The following is a 13,565-nucleotide window of genomic DNA, read 5'->3' as shown; positions in this document are numbered from 1 at the left end:
ACTAAATTAGCTCGTTTTTTTATTTTTTAGAATAGTACTTTTTATATTTCCAAAAACTTAATCCGCCTAGAATAAAAACTCCCGCAACGGTATAATAGACAAACGTTGGCGTAATCACCTGGGCTCCACTGGCATAACTATGTAGGCCTGCCAAATAAAAGTTTACACCAAAATAGGTCATCATAATACTACCAAAGGCAACAACACTGGCAAAATTAAACGTCCACCGACCTCTAAGACCCGGAACAAGACGCATGTGTAAGACAAAAGCATAAACCATGATAGAAATTAATGCCCATGTTTCTTTAGGATCCCAACCCCAATATCTTCCCCAACTTTCATTGGCCCATTGTCCTCCTAAAAAGTTTCCTATAGTAAGCATAACGAATCCTGCAGTCAAGGCTAGTTCATTAACAATAGTTATTTCTTTGAGGTTATACTCCATTCGCGTTTTGTTCTTTTCGTTGGTCATTAGTATTAAAACTAAACTAACCACACCAAGAATCATCCCTACTGTTAAAGGTCCGTAACTTCCAACGATAACCGCCACGTGTATCATTAACCAATAACTATCTAGTACTGGTTGTAAATTTGCTACAGCAGGATCTATCCAATTCCCATGCGCTATCCATAATAACATTGAAGTAACAAAGGCTGTAGAGGCAATAGTCAAATTACTACGGCTACTGAACGCCAAACCAATTCCCATGGTTGCCCATGCTACATACAAAATACTTTCGTAAGCATCACTCCAAGGCGCATGGCCAGAAATATACCAACGCATGATAAGTCCCGCTGTATGTAGAACAAATAAGAGCCATATAATTACTTTAAAAGTTGCAACCCCTACTCTTAGCGCTTTTCTATCTTTAAAAATCTGAAAGATTAAGATAAAGAACATTACAATACCCGCTAAAGCATAGTATTTGTATAGTTTATTAAAAATATCTGCCTTGTTATAAAAAACCTCTGCATTTATTTTATTTTCTGATGGCAATACTGCTGCTCCATGATTTTTCTGATTTTGTTTAAAAGCCTGAAGTAGTTTATCTGCCTGTGTGTAATCATTTGTAGCTACTGCGGTCTTTAGCGTCATTAAGTAAAACGGCAAGGCATTACTGATGAAGTTGCCATACAAAGAATCACTTACTTGATATTTACCTGAGCGGTATTCTACCGCAGAAATCCATTTGTTATTTTCGTCATCTAGCAGTGGAAAAACCTTGATAATATCTCCTCCTAACGCCCGGTTCAATAAGCCCAAACGCAAATAGGTATCTTTTATATCCGATTGAAATTTATTCGGATTTGTGGTATTAAATGCATCATCTAAAAAAGGTTCAAATTTTGTTTGCCCTTTTGTATCGAAAAAATCAGTTGCTTTTACATAACGTTGATCATTGGGAACACCAATTATTTTACGAATGCTGTCATTTACCCCCTTTTTATCCAACGCGATAAATTCCGTATTATACCAAATTGCAGGATTCAGCATCATAGAGAGCAAGACCTGATCTGAATTTAAATCATTGAATTTATCTTTAAAACTTAGTTTTCTCAATAATTCTGAAGAATACGTATTAATAGGCTTCATTCGCCCACCTTCATCTTGAATTACCAATTTACCAAAATGTTCTGCGTGTTCTTTAGATACAATAGTTCCTTGCATCATAGAATCCATCTGCTGTGTTGTAGGCGCTGCCGCATGATCATGACCATCATCTGCCGAATGCTCTGTTTGTGCAGACATGCCAAAACTTAACCCTAAAAATAATACTACTGTGGATACTATTTTTTTAGCATTCAATTTTTTCAAAGAAGCTGTTAAATATTTAAAGCGCGTATCCCCAAAAAACATAATTCCCATTAAACCTGTATACAGGAGGAAGTAGCCAATATAGGTAATCCATGTGCCCCAAAAATCATGGTTCACAGAAAGTCCAGTTCCTTTTTCATCTGGATCAAAATTTGCTTGAAAAAAACGATAGCCTTGATGATCTAAAACGTGATTCATATAAATATCATAATCAAACGGACGTTCATCTTCAATGGTTACTTTACTCATAAAAGAAGAAAATCCTCTTTCTGTTCCTGGATATTTATCTGCTATAAAATCATTTAATTTAATTCCGAAGGGCAATTCATACACCTTAGACCCATAACGCAATGAAAAATCTAGTCCACCAATGCTAACTTTCTCCGAATATTCTGCAGAACCTTTACCACCCAATAAGGTTTGTTGTACTTTCTCCCCTTTGGTTTCAATTTCTACAACCATAGCATCTCTGGTTTTTTCATTTACCTCTGCTTCTGGAACTTTAACAATACCATAAGATCCTTTCATAATTGAATCAGGAATTACAAACTGCATGCCAGCCGTATTGTATAAAGAGCGTAATACTAAAGGTTGTATGCTATCTTTTAAAAGTGTTCCTTTAAACTGATCTGCCATACGCATATAATCGCCTTCAAAAGGAGATTTAATTTGATACGCTCCATTGGCATACATAATATTTATAGCACCTTCTGTTGGTTTATTTAAAGCAAACAATACATTATGAATGCTTGAAACCTCTCCACTTTCAAGATAATGATCATGACGTTCGCCATCACCAGCTTCAACAATTTTTAAATATTCATTTCCATTTTCGTCAGGGATTAAGCCTTCCTCTGCACCTTGTATAAACTCCACAAATGATATTTTAAAAGGCTGACCGTTAAAATCCATTTTCCAAGGCAAGCTAGACTTAATACCTTCTGGAGTAACAATAATATCGTCTTCAAGAGGTTTACGCAAACGTTCTCCATCAATATCACCATCAATATTGGCACTCAAAAACGTTTTATCAGAATAGAATACTTTTTCCGTTTGCCCCTCACGTATGGGCATCATACCTTCAAAACTGATATATCTTGTAACAAAAGCACCTATGATAATTAAAATCCAAGACATATGAAGCAATAACACAGGCCATTTTTCTATTCTTAATAAGCGATATCTAAAGACATTCCCTGAAAAATTTATAACAAAAAACACCATAATAGCTTCAAACCATGTGGTGTTGTAAATATAAATCCGAGCTGTATCTGTACTATACCAACTTTCTATAAACGTTCCGATACCCATTGAGATGGCAAAAACAATAAATAAAACGGACATTAATCTTGTGGAGAAAAAAAACTTCTGAAGGAGTGCTTTCATGGATAATAAACCAATTGAATTTGGTCTACAAAAGTAAGCCCTTTTACTACTAAATTAAAACCTAACTCGGGTAAAAACAGTTTTAAGATGTTAATTATTTCTTATAATTTATTTAACAATTCTCTTAGAAAGGATTCAGCATCAATACGCTGTAAGGTTTAAATTTAAAAAAAAGAGAAGTAGTAGGTAATATATAAAGCTATTTTCTGAAAATTAGTACTTTTGGGTATGATTTCAATTGTGCTTATTGGTACTGGAAATATTGCAACCCATCTATTTGATACTTTTTTGCAATATGACATGCTTAACGTATTACAGGTCGTAGGAAGACGGAGTGAATCTTTGAACTATTTTAGTCAGAAAACTGATACTTGCCTTTTCAACGATACGATTAAACAAGCTGATGTATATATTATTGCGGTAAGCGATGATGCTATTCCTGAGGTTTCTACTAAATTAAAACATGTAAATGGATTGGTTGTCCATACTTCTGGCAGCGTACCTTTAAAGGCATTAAATGCCTGTAAAAATACTGGCGTATTTTATCCATTACAAAGTTTTTCTAAGGGAAAACAAGTAGATTTTAGAACTATTCCAGTATGTATAGAAGCAAAAAATGAAGGTCATTTAAAATCACTTTCTTTTCTGGCAGAAACAATCTCAGATAAGGTGTATGACATTTCTACGGAGCAAAGAAGTCATTTACATGTAGCAGCTGTTTTCGTAAATAATTTTACGAACTACATGTACACTATAGGTAATGAAATTTGTGACGAACATGATGTACCGTTTGAAATTTTACGCCCATTAATTAAAGAAACATCAGATAAAATTGCGACTTTAGAACCCAAAGATGCACAAACAGGTCCTGCAAGACGAAATGATGTTGCTACCATGCAACGTCATCTAGATCAATTAAAGGGCAAGAACAAAAAACAGATTTATAAATTATTAAGCGAATCAATTCAGGAAAAATATGGAAAAAAGTTATAAAGAGTATCTACAGAACATTACCACATTTGTTTTTGATGTTGACGGTGTTTTTACAGATGGCAAATTACTCATTACTACCGATGGCGAAATGCTTAGAACTATGAATGTAAAAGATGGATACGCACTAAAAACTGCTTTGAATAAAGGGTACAACGTCTGTATTATTTCTGGAGGTACAAATGAAGGTGTTCGTCAACGTATGATCTCTTTAGGAGTTAAGGATATTCATTTAGGAGCCCATCAAAAAATAGAATTTCTCAATGAATATTTAAATAACAACAATATTTTACCCGAACATGTTTTATATATGGGTGATGACCTACCCGATATTCCTCCAATGAAAAAAGTAGGCTTAGCGACGTGCCCGCAAGATGCTATTCCTGAAGTAAAAGCGATTTGTAGTTACATTTCGCATAAATCTGGTGGAAATGGTTGCGTACGCGATGTTATTGAGCAAGTTTTAAAAGTACGTGGTGACTGGTATGAAAATTTTGATGCTTATAACGCCTAAAGTATGTGGAACGAAAAATTAAATACACTGAATATTATTTTAGCTTCCGGATCTCCACGTAGAAAAAAATTCTTCGAAGAATTGGATCTTTCTGTCGCTATTGATGTTAGACCTGTAGAGGAAGTATATCCTGAGCATTTAAAAGGAAGTGAAATTCCTGACTATTTAGCAGTATTAAAGGCCTCAAAATTTAAAGAAACCCTGAATGAAAATGATGTGGTTATTACTTCTGACACCGTAGTATGGTATAAAAATGAATCTTTAGCGAAACCAGAAAATGCTGATGAAGCATACCAAATGTTGCGAAAAATGTCTAATGATTGGCATGAAGTAATTACTTCTGTTTGCTTTACTACTGCTACGAAACAAGAGGTATTAAATAGCACAACCCTTGTAAGGTTTAAAGAGTTAAGCGACGAAGAAATCTGGTATTATATAAACACCTACAAACCTTTTGATAAAGCTGGTGCCTATGGTATTCAAGAATGGATAGGCCTTATTGGAATAGAAGAAATTAAAGGTTCTCATGCCAATGTTGTTGGTTTACCTACACATTTAGTTCATAAAATGTTAATGAGCATGGTAAACTAAGCTAATTACTTTATTTTTAATACAAAAAAATTGAACGTTATGAAGAAGTGGATGAAATTTGAGTTCTTAATAATTATAATCGCGCTAGGTGTTTTTAGTTTAGAGTCTTGTGCTCAAAGTGAAAAAAAAGAAAAGCCTGAGCAGATTACTGTAAACGAAAAAACGAATACACAAGAAAAGAAAAACGTATCTCCAGAATTTAAGAAGTATTGGTATTCAGGGAATGCCGAAATTACTTCCTACACCTTAGACCAAGCTCGATATGGTGAAATGAGAGGAGGAAGTGCTGTTTTAATTTATGTTACAGAACCTTTTCTTGCCGACAAACAAGTAAAAGCAGATGGTACTAACCCAACTAATATTCCTGTTTTAAAACTCAACAGCGTTAAAAACTATATTACAGGAATCTACCCGTATTCATTAATGACAAGTAGTTTTTATCCTGTACATGATGATGCGCATGCTGTAAAATTATCTTTTTCTGCTCAAGAATGGTGTGGACATATTTATGCACAATTAAACAACAGAGAAAAATTTGATGTAGTTTCTCATTCTTATTTTGAAAGTGAAGCCGATCAGGAATTTAGTTTAGAAAAAACAATTCTTGAAAATGAAATTTGGAACAAAATTAGAATAAATCCTAGTAATTTACCTGTCGGTACTTTTGAGGTAATTCCTTCATTAGAATACATAAGACAAACGCATAAAGAATTAAAAGAATATACTGCAAATCTGAGCTTAGAAGCTAAAAATGATTCTATTAACACCTATACCTTAGTGTTCCCTACATTAGAACGCAGCTTAAAAATTGACTATACAAAGGCTTTCCCTCACACTATAGAAGGATGGTCTGAAACGTATAAGAGTGGCCATGGAGATCATGCAAAATCATTAACAACTACCGCTGTTAAAAATAAATCAATTATAACACCATATTGGCAACAAAATAAGAATAGTGACTTATTTTTGCGCGATAGTTTAGGTTTATAATTTATGACGCGTTTTTTTGTTAATCATCAGGAAGAATTACTAAGATCACTGATTACATTTGTTGTAGTTATTGTCTTAAAATTTATATTTACTAAAACCGTAAAAAAGGTTGCTAAACTTGGCGATTTCAACAAAGTTAGAACGAACCTTATTATAAAATACATTTCTATTGCTTTAACCATCATATCTGGAGCTGTTCTAACCTTAATATGGAGTGTAAACTTTAAGGATCTCGGAGCCTTATTAGCCTCTATTTTTGCGGTTATTGGCGTCGCATTATTTGCACAATGGTCTATTTTAAGTAATATAACTGCAGGTGTAATTATCTTCTTCTCATATCCCTTTAAAATAGGAAATACCATCAGAATATTCGATAAAGAAATACATGAGGTAATTAATAATTGGGATGAAACTTTTGTAATTGAAGATATTCGTGCGTTCCATATGCATTTAAGAAGAAGTAATGGAGAAATTCTAACGTACCCAAATAGTTTAGTACTTCAAAAAGGAATCTCTTTAGTACAAACCTATAATGAAGATTCACAGGAATTGTAAGTAAGCCTGTTAAAGATATTTTAAAAATTGCACTCTAGCAGTTAATATTTCTATATTTGAGTGCCAACTAAATTCAAAAAATTATATATGCGCAAAATAACCACGTTGTTTGCATTAGTCCTTCTATTATCAAATTTCACATTTGCACAAGCTCCAAAGAAAAGTTCATCGTCAGATATTTATCATTCTCTTGAAAAATTAAACTTCTTAGGAAAGGCATTATATATTGCCGCTCATCCTGATGATGAAAACACGCGATTAATTTCTTACCTATCTAATAATCTAAAAGCTAAAACAGCTTATTTATCACTAACAAGAGGTGATGGTGGACAAAATTTAATTGGCACTGAATTATCAGAATTATTAGGTGTACTACGCACACAAGAGCTATTGGCCGCTAGAAATGTTGATGGTGGAAATCAATTTTTTACAAGAGCCAAAGATTTTGGATATTCTAAGCATCCTAAGGAAACTCTTAAAATATGGGATAAAGATCTTGTTCTGAGTGACGTTGTTTGGGTGATTAGAAACTTTAAACCCGATGTAATTGTAAACCGATTTGATCATAGGTCTCCAGGGACGACACATGGACACCATACTTCTTCTGCAATGTTAAGTTTTGAAGCTTTTGATTTGGCTGGAAATAGTGCTAGTTATCCTGATCAGCTTTCAAAAACAAGTACTTGGCAGCCTAAACGTTTATTTTTCAATACTTCTTGGTGGTTTTATGGAAGTCAAGAGAAATTTGATGCCGCTGACAAAACAAATTTATTAAATGTAGATACTGGTGTATACTATCCTAATTTAGGGCTTTCCAATAACGAGATAGCAGATATGGCCAGAAGTCAGCATCTATGTCAAGGTTTTGGCAGACTTACTTCAAGAGGTTCTGAAACTGAATACATTGAGCTTTTAAAAGGAGATTTACCTAAAGATAAAAGCAATATTTTTGATGGAATTAATACCACATGGACGCGTATTGATGGCGGTAAAGCTATTGGTGATATTCTTTATAAGGTAGAAGAAAATTTCGATTTTAAAAATCCTGCTACCCACCTTCCTGAACTAATTAAAGCATATAAATTACTTCAAAACAGCAAGGATAAAGACTGGAAAGAAGATAAAGAAAAAGAATTGTTAGCTATCATAGAAGCAATCACAGGTCTGTATCTAGAAGCTTCTGCAACTGCTGCTGCTGCTGTACCAGGCGAAAGCATTGATATTTCAATAGAAGCGATCAACAGAAGTAGTGTTAACATGCAATTACAAGCTATAGAGCTAAACCCTGATGAAGTGATTATTGATGGTACACCTCTAAAAAATAATATTGAATATAAAAATACGCTAGTTTTAAATATCCCTGCATCAGAAAACTATACCAATCCTTATTGGTTAAATGAAAAAGGGACACTTGGAACGTATACGATAAAGGAGCAAGAGTTAATTGGTAAGCCAGAAACCCCTAGACCTTTCCATGTTTATTTTACTTTAAATATTGAAGGAGAAATCATTACTATTAAAAAACCAGTAGTTTACAGGTATTCTAAACCCGATAAAGGAGAGTTATACCAACCTTTTGAAGTGATTCCTGCAGCCACTGTAGCTATAAAAGAAAAGGTGCTAATTTTTGCTGATGGCAAACCAAAACAAATAGCTGTCGTGGTAAAGGCACATAAAGACAATTCAAACGGAGAGGTTATCCTGCAACATGCTAAAGAATGGATTGTTAGTAGTCCATCATTAGCCTTTAGTATTGCGAAAAAAAATGACGAGCAGACGCTTATTTTTAACGTAACCCCGCCTTCCACTCAAAATGAAAGTTATATTTCGCCGCTCGTAAAAATTGATGGACAGGAAATTTCTAAAGAATTGATTACCATAAACTATGATCATATTCCAGAACAAACAGTATTGATGCCTGCAGAGACAAAGGTGGTGCGTTTGGATATAAAAAAAATAGGTCAGAATATTGGATATATAGTAGGTGCTGGAGATAAAGTTCCTGAAAGTTTAGAACAAATAGGATATACGGTACATGAGATAGATCCCTTAAGTATTTCAGATGCATCTTTAAAAAAATACGATGCTATTGTTATGGGAATTAGAGCCTATAACGTGCTACCTGAACTAAAATTCAAACAAAAAAATCTTTTAGACTACGTGAAGAATGGTGGCACCATGATTGTGCAATACAATACGGCCGGCAGAAGGAATATCCCATTTGAAAACATTGCTCCTTTTGATCTAACACTATCTAGTGACCGTGTTACGGATGAAAATGCTGATATAACTATTCTAGCGAAAAAGAATTCTTTATTAAATTTCCCTAATAAGATCACAGATGACGATTTTAAGGGTTGGATTCAAGAAAGAGGATTGTACTTCCCTAATGCTTGGAGTAAAGAGTTTACTCCAATTTTAGGAATGAAAGATGAAGGGGAAACTGAAAAAAAAGGGAGTCTACTTATCGCTACTTATGGAAAAGGAACTTATATTTATACGGGACTCAGTTTCTTCAGAGAATTACCTGCTGGAGTAACAGGTGCTTATAAATTATTTGCTAATATGTTATCTGTTGGAAAATCTAAGATTAGTTCAGATAAAAGATTAAAAGATTAAGTACTATGGAAAATAAATTTACTTGGAAAAATGAATATTCTGTAGTGTTAATATTGAATATTATTTACATCATAATATTTTACTTCATCATGACAGGAAATAGGTAATATGGAAGCGATTGATTGGAGTATTTTAATAGGAACCTTAACTTTTATTGTAGGTTATGGAGTTTGGAAAACAAAAGGGAGTAAGAATGTTAAGGATTACGTTCTAGGAGGCAAGGAAGCCAACTGGGCTACTGTGGGCTTGTCTGTAATGGCTACACAGGCCAGTGCAATTACCTTTTTATCTACACCTGGTCAAGCATTCCATGACGGAATGGGATTTGTTCAGTTTTATTTTGGCTTACCGCTAGCCATGATTATCATCTGTATTGTTTTCGTTCCCCTCTACCATCGCCTTAAAGTATATACTGCTTACGAGTTTTTAGAGAATCGTTTTGATGTTAAAACAAGAACACTTGCTGCCTTATTATTTTTAATTCAAAGAGGTTTGGCTGCTGGGATTACCATCTATGCGCCTTCTATAATCTTATCAGCCGTTCTGGGCTGGGATTTACTCACCTTAAATATTATTATTGGTACCATTGTAACTATTTATACCGTTTCTGGGGGTACCAAAGCCGTAAACGTTACGCAAAAACAGCAAATGTTTATTATAATGCTGGGAATGTTTGTAGCCTTCTTTTATATTTTAGGCTACTTACCCGAAGATATTACCTTTAGTAAGGCTTTGAAAGTCGCAGGAGCAAGTGGAAAGTTAGATATTTTAGATTTTAGTTTTGATACTTCTAAAAGATATACTTTTTGGAATGGGATAACGGGTGGTTTTTTCTTGTTCTTAGCCTACTTTGGAACAGATCAGAGTCAGGTACAGCGCTATCTTTCAGGAAAATCTGTAAGAGAAAGTCAGCTTGGCCTTATTTTCAACGGGATTCTTAAAATTCCTATGCAGTTCTTTATTCTACTACTAGGAGTTTTGGTTTTTGTTTTTTATCAATACAACCCTTCTCCATTAAATTTTAATCCCGCAGCAACTTCTGCTGTATACAATTCTAAATTTGCAGACGATTATAAGTTGCTTGAACAAGCACATGATGAATTGGCAATTGAGAAAAAAATTGCGCAAGATGAATTTTCAGCCGCTTTAGACATAAAAGAGTATGATGCTACTATGGAAGCTAAGCAGCACATCATTTCGGTAAATGAGAAAGATAAAAAGAATAGATCCGCTGCGCGTGAAGTAATTAGCGAAGCAGACCCTACTATAGAAACCAATGACAAAGATTATGTCTTTATCCATTTTATCTTGAACTATTTGCCAAAGGGACTTATAGGCTTACTTCTTGCGGTTATTTTATCGGCAGCTATGTCTTCTACAGCATCAGAACTAAATGCTTTAGGAACTATTACCGCTTTAGATATCTTTAAAAGACATACGGAAAAAAATGGCGAAAAACCTCAAGAATATTATGTTAAGGTATCTAAGTGGTTTACGCTCTTATGGGGAGTCATAGCCATTTGTATCGCATGTGTCTCTAATTTATTTGATAATTTAATCCAGTTGGTTAATATTATAGGTTCTATCTTTTATGGCAATGTACTTGGTATTTTCTTACTTGCTTTTTTTATAAAATTTGTCAAAGGAAATGCCGTTTTTATTGGTGCTATAATTACACAATTTTTAGTTATCGCCACGTACTACTTCTTCATTTACATCATGCCAGAAGGAGAAGAAAAAATAAGTTACCTTCTTTTAAATTTAATTGGCTGTACTCTGGTCATGGGTATTTCAATTTTCTTACAATTGTTTGATAATATTATCAAAACACCATCCATAGAAGCATAAAAAAAAGCTTCATAACGAGTTATGAAGCTTTTTTAGTTTTTTAGTGCGCAAGTATTATTTTGCTCCCCATTCTTTTAAGGAGTCTTTATTCATTTTCACGTAATCTGCATTACCAGCTGCCTCTGATGCTGCTAATGATTTTTTAGCTAAATCAATTGCACCTTTCTTATCTCCAGCTTTTGCATAGATTAAAGATTGTTTTCTTAGTTGATAAAAAGCTGGTTTTTCTGTCATAGCCATTGCTTTATCCATCCATGTTTTAGCTTTAGCTATATCTTTATCTGCTTCTAAATAATAAACCGCAGCAGCATAATAGTCATCAGCACTTGGTCCTGCTAAGACTTTATCAATAGCAGATGATACCGCAGCATCTGTAGGTACTGTAAAAGGAATAGCTACTTTAGTATTTTCCCAAGTAATTTCTAGATTTGCACCATCCCCAGTAATAGCTGTAATAGCCATTGTAAACGATTCTACTTTTTCTGTTATTTTGCTAGGATCTACCTTTATTACTGCAGCAACTTTACTAGCGTCCCAACTTTGTGGTGTTCCCCAATTTTCAGTATCCGTATAGAAATTAACTTCCCAAACTGCTTCTCCTGGAATAGTAAAAATAGCATATGAACCTGCTTTGAGCGCTTTACCCCCAACCTTAACGTCATTGCTAAAAGTTACAATTGAGTTTTTGTTAGCACCTGTTCTCCACATTTTGTCAAAGGGTACTAAATTTCCAAATACTGTTCTTCCGCGCATTGCTGGACGAGAATAATCTAAAGTGACATCTGTTAAGCCTACAACTTGCATCACTTTTGCAGCTGGACTAGGTTGCGGTGTTGCTATTTGTGCGTTTATAGCAAAACTTGAACAAATTGCCAAAAATAAAAATAGTGTTCTTTTCATGATAATTAGTTATTTAATTTTAACAAAGCTACTAATAAAGGAATCCATCAATTGTTAACAAATCCTTAAATAAGAATTCTACAAAATTATTCAAGAATTCGATTTTTGTTTAAACTTTAATCACTAACTTTAAACAAAATTTTAAGTTAATGCGACTTTATAGATTACATTCAAAACAAATACTGCCAATATCTAAGGAGAAAGCTTGGCATTTTTTATCAGATCCTGCCAATTTAAAAGTGATCACTCCAGACGCCATGGGTTTTGAGATCCTATCAGGAGCCGATAAAGAAATGTTTGCTGGTCAGATCATCCAATACAATGTATCACCAATTGCAGGGATTAAAACGCGCTGGGTTACAGAAATAACCCATGTAGACCAAGGCAGGTACTTTGTAGATGAGCAACGTTTTGGTCCTTATGCCCTTTGGCATCATAAACACTTTATCAATCCGACAGAAAATGGGGTAGAGATGGAAGATATAATCGATTATAAAATTCCGTTTGGCCTTTTAGGGCAGCTGGTACACCGCCTATTTATAAAAAATCAATTGACAAAAATTTTTAAATATCGAGAAGATAAACTAATAGAACTCTTCGGAAAGGTAGATGGGAAACCAAGCCTTCTTGAATTAAAAAAGATTTAAAAGATGAAAAAAAATATACTACTTATAGGAGGCTCCCATGGTATCGGGTTGGCTATAGCAAAAAGAGTACAAGAGAACCACACGGTTTTTGTTGCCTCTAGAACTAAAGAAGAATTAGCAGGACTTTCTGTAACTCATATTCCTTTTGATGCATTGACTGATGAATTAGATACTTCCCTCCTTCCTGAGACTTTAGACGGATTTGTCTATTGCCCAGGAAGCATTAATTTAAAACCATTTAAAATGATGAGTCTTGATACTTTCCATGAGGACATGGAACTCAATTTTTTCAGTATGGTAAAAGTTGTGAAATCGATTATCTCTAAGATGGCAGAAAATTCTAGTATGGTCTTTTTCAGTACGGTAGCCGTAGGTACAGGCATGCCTTTTCATACGAGTGTAGCTGCTTCCAAAGGAGCAATTGAAGGTTTTGCTAAATCTATGGCTGCAGAATATGCTCCAAAAATAAGAGTGAATGTTATTGCCCCATCGCTAGTAGACACTCCATTAGCAAAACGCTTATTGAGCAACGATAAGAAAATTGAAATGATGTCAGAGAGGCATCCATTAAAACGTGTTGGAAAACCAGAAGATATTGCTGCTATTTCCGTATTTTTATTGAGTGATGACAGCACTTGGATGACCGGACAGGTTGTGGGCGTTGATGGTGGTATGTCTACCCTTAACATTAATTAACCCTACTTTAAAA

Annotated in this window: 11 protein-coding genes; 9 read left to right on the top strand and 2 right to left on the bottom strand. The window is 34.3% G+C overall.

Going from position 1 to position 13,565, the window contains the following annotated elements:
• Positions 1 to 19: 19 nt before the first annotated feature.
• Positions 20 to 3,202: a cytochrome c biogenesis protein gene (gene ccsA, locus GQR94_RS17365; RefSeq protein ID WP_158977505.1), complete on the bottom strand. Its 3,183-nt coding sequence runs from the start codon at positions 3,200 to 3,202 to the stop codon at positions 20 to 22.
• 228 nt (positions 3,203 to 3,430) lie between these two features.
• On the opposite strand from ccsA, the gene GQR94_RS17360 reads away from it, so the two are divergent.
• The 7 genes from GQR94_RS17360 (at position 3,431) to GQR94_RS17330 (ending at position 11,309) form a co-directional block, all read left to right on the top strand.
• Positions 3,431 to 4,195: a Rossmann-like and DUF2520 domain-containing protein gene (locus tag GQR94_RS17360; protein WP_158977502.1), complete on the top strand. Its 765-nt coding sequence runs from the start codon at positions 3,431 to 3,433 to the stop codon at positions 4,193 to 4,195.
• Complete coding sequence (locus GQR94_RS17355; protein WP_158977499.1) at positions 4,179 to 4,706, top strand: HAD family hydrolase; 528 nt, start codon at positions 4,179 to 4,181, stop codon at positions 4,704 to 4,706. The genes GQR94_RS17360 and GQR94_RS17355 overlap by 17 nt, the downstream gene beginning before the upstream one ends.
• 3 nt (positions 4,707 to 4,709) lie before the next feature.
• Positions 4,710 to 5,297 (top strand): Maf-like protein, encoded by a 588-nt coding sequence (locus tag GQR94_RS17350; RefSeq protein ID WP_158977496.1) that lies wholly within the window; start codon positions 4,710 to 4,712, stop codon positions 5,295 to 5,297.
• Between the two features lie 39 nt (positions 5,298 to 5,336).
• Positions 5,337 to 6,287, top strand: a complete 951-nt coding sequence (locus tag GQR94_RS17345) for a septum formation inhibitor Maf (protein WP_158977493.1) — start codon at positions 5,337 to 5,339, stop codon at positions 6,285 to 6,287.
• Between the two features lie 3 nt (positions 6,288 to 6,290).
• A complete protein-coding gene (locus GQR94_RS17340) occupies positions 6,291 to 6,842 on the top strand; it encodes a mechanosensitive ion channel domain-containing protein (protein ID WP_158977491.1) in 552 nt (183 codons plus the stop codon).
• Positions 6,843 to 6,929: 87 nt separating this feature from the next.
• The gene (locus GQR94_RS17335) at positions 6,930 to 9,461 is read left to right on the top strand and encodes a PIG-L family deacetylase (protein WP_158977488.1); all 2,532 of its coding nucleotides are present in this window, start codon (positions 6,930 to 6,932) and stop codon (positions 9,459 to 9,461) included.
• A gap of 108 nt (positions 9,462 to 9,569) precedes the next feature.
• Positions 9,570 to 11,309, top strand: a complete 1,740-nt coding sequence (locus GQR94_RS17330; RefSeq protein WP_158977485.1) for a sodium:solute symporter — start codon at positions 9,570 to 9,572, stop codon at positions 11,307 to 11,309.
• Positions 11,310 to 11,363: 54 nt separating this feature from the next.
• Here GQR94_RS17330 and GQR94_RS17325 read toward each other — a convergent pair whose 3' ends face one another.
• Entirely contained in the window at positions 11,364 to 12,209 is an 846-nt protein-coding gene (locus GQR94_RS17325) for a DUF2911 domain-containing protein (RefSeq protein WP_158977482.1), read from the bottom strand.
• Positions 12,210 to 12,358: 149 nt separating this feature from the next.
• Here GQR94_RS17325 and GQR94_RS17320 point away from each other — a divergent pair, with 149 nt between their 5' ends.
• Both GQR94_RS17320 and GQR94_RS17315 read left to right on the top strand, forming a co-directional pair.
• Positions 12,359 to 12,856, top strand: a complete 498-nt coding sequence (locus GQR94_RS17320; RefSeq protein ID WP_158977480.1) for an SRPBCC family protein — start codon at positions 12,359 to 12,361, stop codon at positions 12,854 to 12,856.
• A 3-nt stretch (positions 12,857 to 12,859) separates the two neighbouring features.
• Entirely contained in the window at positions 12,860 to 13,552 is a 693-nt protein-coding gene (locus tag GQR94_RS17315) for an SDR family NAD(P)-dependent oxidoreductase (RefSeq protein ID WP_158977477.1), read from the top strand.
• The last annotated feature ends 13 nt before the right edge of the window (positions 13,553 to 13,565 follow it).

Source organism: Cellulophaga sp. L1A9, assembly GCF_009797025.1.
Lineage (GTDB): Bacteria > Bacteroidota > Bacteroidia > Flavobacteriales > Flavobacteriaceae > Cellulophaga.
This window is presented reverse-complemented; position numbering and strand designations above follow the sequence as displayed.

Bases quoted from the DNA above. Each gene is read 5' to 3' on its own strand.
- ccsA (WP_158977505.1), bottom strand. From the start codon at position 3,202: ATGAAAGCACTCCTTCAGAAGTTTTTTTTCTCCACAAGATTAATGTCC.
- GQR94_RS17360 (WP_158977502.1), top strand. From the start codon at position 3,431: ATGATTTCAATTGTGCTTATTGGTACTGGAAATATTGCAACCCATCTA.
- GQR94_RS17355 (WP_158977499.1), top strand. From the start codon at position 4,179: ATGGAAAAAAGTTATAAAGAGTATCTACAGAACATTACCACATTTGTT.
- GQR94_RS17350 (WP_158977496.1), top strand. From the start codon at position 4,710: ATGTGGAACGAAAAATTAAATACACTGAATATTATTTTAGCTTCCGGA.
- GQR94_RS17345 (WP_158977493.1), top strand. From the start codon at position 5,337: ATGAAGAAGTGGATGAAATTTGAGTTCTTAATAATTATAATCGCGCTA.
- GQR94_RS17340 (WP_158977491.1), top strand. From the start codon at position 6,291: ATGACGCGTTTTTTTGTTAATCATCAGGAAGAATTACTAAGATCACTG.
- GQR94_RS17335 (WP_158977488.1), top strand. From the start codon at position 6,930: ATGCGCAAAATAACCACGTTGTTTGCATTAGTCCTTCTATTATCAAAT.
- GQR94_RS17330 (WP_158977485.1), top strand. From the start codon at position 9,570: ATGGAAGCGATTGATTGGAGTATTTTAATAGGAACCTTAACTTTTATT.
- GQR94_RS17325 (WP_158977482.1), bottom strand. From the start codon at position 12,209: ATGAAAAGAACACTATTTTTATTTTTGGCAATTTGTTCAAGTTTTGCT.
- GQR94_RS17320 (WP_158977480.1), top strand. From the start codon at position 12,359: ATGCGACTTTATAGATTACATTCAAAACAAATACTGCCAATATCTAAG.
- GQR94_RS17315 (WP_158977477.1), top strand. From the start codon at position 12,860: ATGAAAAAAAATATACTACTTATAGGAGGCTCCCATGGTATCGGGTTG.